At 33.6% G+C, this 2,323-nt stretch carries 2 protein-coding genes; both read right to left on the bottom strand.

Annotated features, from left to right (window positions below):
* Nucleotides 1-171: 171 nt before the first annotated feature.
* Nucleotides 172-585, bottom strand: a complete 414-nt coding sequence (locus KZ793_RS07765; RefSeq protein ID WP_225814838.1) for a hypothetical protein — start codon at nucleotides 583-585, stop codon at nucleotides 172-174.
* A gap of 469 nt (nucleotides 586-1,054) precedes the next feature.
* Complete coding sequence (locus KZ793_RS07760) at nucleotides 1,055-2,053, bottom strand: hypothetical protein (RefSeq protein ID WP_225814837.1); 999 nt, start codon at nucleotides 2,051-2,053, stop codon at nucleotides 1,055-1,057.
* Between the last annotated feature and the right edge of the window lie 270 nt (nucleotides 2,054-2,323).

Genomic DNA, 2,323 nt, shown 5'->3' with positions numbered 1-2,323 from the left:
AATAAAGTCCTTCTTCTATATATAATTCAATAATTTTATCCATCTTTTTCTGATTTATTTTGTAAATGGCTATTGATATAAGAAGAATAAGCATTGAAAAGATGTAAAATATAATTAAAATAATAAGGGTGATTATGTTCATATTAAAGTCCTATTGAATTTTCAGTATGATTAAGTGTGTTTTTGAAATAGGTATATTGCCATTGATATAATGAAGGATGCAACACTTATATTGATGGTAATGAAACATGCTTTTATCCAGTGAGTTAAATTGGGGGGTAAGTTTTGAATGAAATCATAAGGCTCTTGGGGCATATATTTGCTATCAGGTCTATTTATCCTTATCCTTATTCTTTTTCCCGTTAATAACCTATAAAAAAATACGGCAGCATAAAATTGACCATGAATACCCATTAAATGACCCATGTATGCTCCTGTTGACAAACAAAACCCTTTTTCCATATATAATTCAATGATCTTGTCCATCTTTCTTTGGTTTATTTTATAAATGGCTATTGATACAACTAAGAGAATAATAAATAAAATATAAAAAATAAGCATGATGGCAATAGTTGATCTGTTCATGTTAATTTCCTATTGGTATTTTAATTAATAGGGTGTGTTTTATGTATTCGTTAAATACTTGTATAACAAGATAAGTATACTGCTTAAGGTGAATGAAAATATGGAAATAGAAAATAAACAATAATATATAATTATTATTGAAGCAAGTTTTTTAGGTATACTGTTTGCAAACTCATATGCTTCTTCCGGTATGGAATTACCTATATAAGCACGAGATATTATAGTCTTTTTTCTGGTTATTATCTGGTAGAAGAAACAGGATAAATAATAACTTCCATAAAAACCAGAAAACGATATTACATATATAATTTGTGGTATAAAAAATCCTTTTTGTGTATATTTTTCTCTGATTTCTGCGAAGGATGCTTTCTTTATCCCATAAAAAAAGAATAAAAATAGTAGCAAAAACAGACTAACTAAAAATAAAGAAATCATGAGAAAGTTAACTGTATTAATTAGGATACTCATGTTATTCACTTACTATTTTATCGATTAAAAACTCTCCTGCGGTGCTTCCAGCAACTCCACCTACTACACTACCGACAGCTACGCATATCCATCCAGCGGCGCCTCCGGCAGGAGCTGATGCTATACCCAATGCTAGACAAATTTCACCTGCTGCTGTTCCAGCACCTATTCCCCCTATAATTCCTCCTCCAGTTCTCCCAGCAAATTTACTATATTCCTTGATAGCCACTTTTTCACATTTCCCTGTTTGCCCATAATTACAGGCATCAATAACCTGCCCGGTGGTATCAGTAAAATCCAGACCAATGGCAACCCAGCCACCATATTTCATCCATTTAACCATTTTTTCACTTTGTATAATTGTTTGACTATATCCCTTTATTGCGCCAATCCCTGCTTTATCCCATTGGTGAGCAATGGCTTTGGTGGATAACTTTAGCGCATGTTTTAAATTAGGATGTTGGTCGATTTTCAAAGAGAGTCGGCCAACTTTATTCAATAATCCCTTTAGGTTACCCATAATCAGCTGTCTTTCTACATAAAATTCGGGACTGGCATATTTTCGGTTTAGCCCATTTAGCCGATATTCTTTTTGATAAAGCTTCTGTAATTTTGACAGATTTTTTTTAATTTGGGAGAAATAAGAGTTACCCAGAGATGAAGCGGTACCAACCAAAGTTCCTCCCTGATCGAGCACATAGTGAAACAGACCAAAATGACGATGCAAAAATGCCGCGGATTCATTAGGCAGAGCTGAAACGGATCGGTTGACTTCATACTGAGATTGTTTTAATAGCTGTATGATATGCGGGGGATTATAGGAATCTGGATCTGCTACCAGCAGAATTTGTCCCGGTTTCAGGAATCGGTAATTTGCATTTAATGCCATAAAATACCGGGCCGCTTCGCTATTTGAATGGCTGAATAACAGACTTGCCTGAAAACTCAATCCTCTAGGTTGCTGTACGACACAGAAACCGGGTTGAATGTTTCTTTTCATAATACTCTATTTGTTCCTGTGGTAGCTTTTAACATGTTGACCCAATGTTAGATAACATAACTTAATCAGATAATCGGATTATCTTCAATATATAGCAAACGGGTTTCTAATCTCTATGGAGTGAGTATTTATAGGGGGTTAAGTGATGTATAAATTCAATCTGGTTTTGTCTGTTAATATTGATTAATTTACGGTTTTTTCTTTACTAAAGGATAGAAATAGTGATGAAAATTTTTTATTATCTTTGGCCTGACTACGAGCCTGCAATAT

Source organism: Photorhabdus antumapuensis (assembly GCF_020387775.1).
GTDB classification, from domain to species: Bacteria; Pseudomonadota; Gammaproteobacteria; order Enterobacterales; family Enterobacteriaceae; genus Photorhabdus; species Photorhabdus antumapuensis.
Note: the sequence above shows the minus strand (reverse complement) of the source record. Positions and strands in the feature narration are given on the sequence as shown.